2 protein-coding genes are annotated in these 2482 nt (G+C 74.1%); both read left to right on the top strand.

Annotation, left to right across the window (positions count from 1 at the left end):
- Positions 1-213: 213 nt before the first annotated feature.
- Positions 214-999 carry an SGNH/GDSL hydrolase family protein gene (locus tag ACWGDE_RS38165; RefSeq protein ID WP_453393679.1) on the top strand — a complete coding sequence of 262 codons (786 nt, stop codon included), beginning with the start codon at positions 214-216 and terminating at the stop codon, positions 997-999.
- Positions 1000-1222: 223 nt separating this feature from the next.
- Positions 1223-2422, top strand: coding sequence for an MBL fold metallo-hydrolase (locus tag ACWGDE_RS38160; RefSeq protein WP_453393678.1), 1200 nt, complete (start codon positions 1223-1225; stop codon positions 2420-2422).
- Positions 2423-2482 lie beyond the last annotated feature (60 nt).

The raw sequence follows: 2482 nt of genomic DNA, 5'->3' as shown, positions 1-2482 counted from the left end.
GTTCAACGGGGGGTTCGGGCTGGGGTGGACAAACCTGCCGCGCGCCGACCCCCGGCTGCTGGTCTGCGGGGGGGGGGGCCGGCACGGGGGGGGGGCCCGGGCCCCGCCGGCGTGGTTCCCCTGTTCCTGTACCGGCGGGTGGTGAAGATCACGGTACGTAAGTCCGTGGCTACGGTCGCGTAGGTCGCCGGCCGGGGTGAAGGATAGGGCCCCGTGGCAGCGACGACGACGACACTCAAGACCATCGGCTCGTACGCGGCGATCGGGGACAGCTTCACCGAGGGCGTCGGGGACCCGGGACCCGGGGAAACGTTTCTCGGCTGGGCGGACCGGCTGGCCGTACTCCTGGCCGATCAGCGCGACGAGCACGACTTCCGGTACGCGAACCTGGCCGTGCGCGGCCGTCTCCTGGACCAGATCGTGGCCGAGCAGGTCCCCCGGGCCAAAGAGCTCGCACCGGACCTGGTGACCTTCTGCGCGGGCGGCAACGACATCATCCGTCCCGGCAGCGACCCGGACGCCGTGGCCGAACGGTACGAGGCGGCCGTGCGCGACCTCACCGGCTCGGTCGGCCTGGTCGTGATCACCACCGGCTTCGACACGCGGGACGTGCCGGTCCTCAAGCACATCCGGGGCAAGATCGCGACGTTCAGCGCGCACGTCCACTCCATCGCCGACCGGTACGACTGCCCCGTGCTCGACCTGTGGTCGCTGAAGTCCGTACAGGACCGGCGGGCCTGGGACGCCGACCGGCTGCACCTCTCGCCCGAGGGGCACACGCGGGTCGCGCTGCGCGCCGCGCAGGTGCTGGGCTTCGAGGTGCCCGCCGACCCCGACCAGCCGTGGCCGCCGCTGCGCCCGCGCGGATCGGTGGACGTGACCCGGGACAACATCCAGTGGGCGCGCGAGTACCTGGTGCCGTGGATCGGGCGGCGGCTGCGCGGGGAGTCCTCCGGCGACCACGTGGAGGCGAAGCGGCCGGACCTGCTGCCCCTGTAGGACGCGGCCGGGGCGGGCGGGGATCGGCTCCGGATCGGCCCCGGATCGGCCCCGGAGTGGCTCCGGGGCGGCTCCGGGGCGGGGCGGGAGCGGACGGGGTGGGTCCGGGGGCGGGCGGCGGGACCCTTCGGGCGCGCGGGACGGAATCCTTCGGGAGTGCCACGCGTTGGGAAGGGGGTAAGCCATCAGTACGCCCTGCCCGCACCCCCACCCTGGAGGCGCCTTGACCGGCTCCCTTCCCTTGCGTCCACGGCTGCGCGCCCTGCGGCCCGAAGCCTTCGGCGCGGACCCCTCCGGTGCCCGGCTGGAGCGGATCCGGCGTTCGCCGAACTTCGCGGACGGCGTCTTCCAGAACCCGGTCGGTGCCCGGACCAGACCGTCCGGGTCGATGGCGGAGTTCGCCAAGATCTACTTCCACAAGGAGCAGCGGCTCCGGCGCAACCCCGGCGCGCCCATCCCGGTCTACCCGACGACCCTCGCCGAGCTGGCGAAGCCGCCGGTCAGCGGGTTGCGGCTGACCTGGATGGGGCACTCCAGCGTGCTCACCGAGATCGACGGGCGCCGGGTGCTCTTCGACCCGGTCTGGGGCGAGCGCTGCTCCCCCTTCCCCTTCGCCGGGCCCAAGCGGCTGCACCCGGTGCCGGTGCCGCTGGCCTCGCTGGGCGAGGTCGACGTCGTGGTGATCTCGCACGACCACTACGACCACCTCGACCTGCCGACCATCAAGCAGCTGGCCGGCACCGACACGGTCTTCGCCGTGCCGCTCGGCGTCGGCGCGCACCTGGAACGCTGGGGAGTCCCGGCGGACCGGCTGCGCGAGCTCGACTGGAACGAGTCCACCAAGGTCGCCGGGCTCTCCCTCACGGCCACCCCGGCCCGCCACTTCTGCGGCCGCGGCCTGCGCAACCAGCAGTTCACGCTCTGGGCCTCGTGGGTCGTCGCGGGTGACGAGCACCGGGTGTTCCACAGCGGCGACACGGGCTACTTCCCCGGATTCGGGGAGATCGGCGCCGAGCACGGACCGTTCGACGCGACGATGATCCAGATCGGGGCGTACAGCGAGTACTGGCCCGACATCCACATGACGCCGGAGGAGGGCATGCGCGCCCACCTCGACCTCCAGGGCGGCACCCCGCACGGCACGATGCTGCCGATCCACTGGGGCACCTTCAACCTGGCCCCGCACCCGTGGGACGAGCCCGGGGAGGGCACGGTGGCCGCGGCGGACGGGGCCGGGGCGGCGATCGCGCTGCCGATCCCGGGGCAGCCCTTCGAGCCGGGTGCGGCGGACGCGCCCCGCTCGCCCTGGTGGCGACCGTTCGTGGCCGGTGCCGTGAACGCGCCCGCGGCGGAGCGGCGGCCCACCGCGGCCGAGCGGCCCGCCACCGTGATCCACGAGGAGCCGGAGGCGGTGGGCTCCTAGGCCTGCGGGCCCGCAGGCCCGCAGCCCGGTGGGGCCGGAACGTGAACGGAGCGGGACCTC

Source organism: Streptomyces sp. NPDC054956, assembly GCF_053609185.1.
Note: the sequence above shows the minus strand (reverse complement) of the source record. Positions and strands in the feature narration are given on the sequence as shown.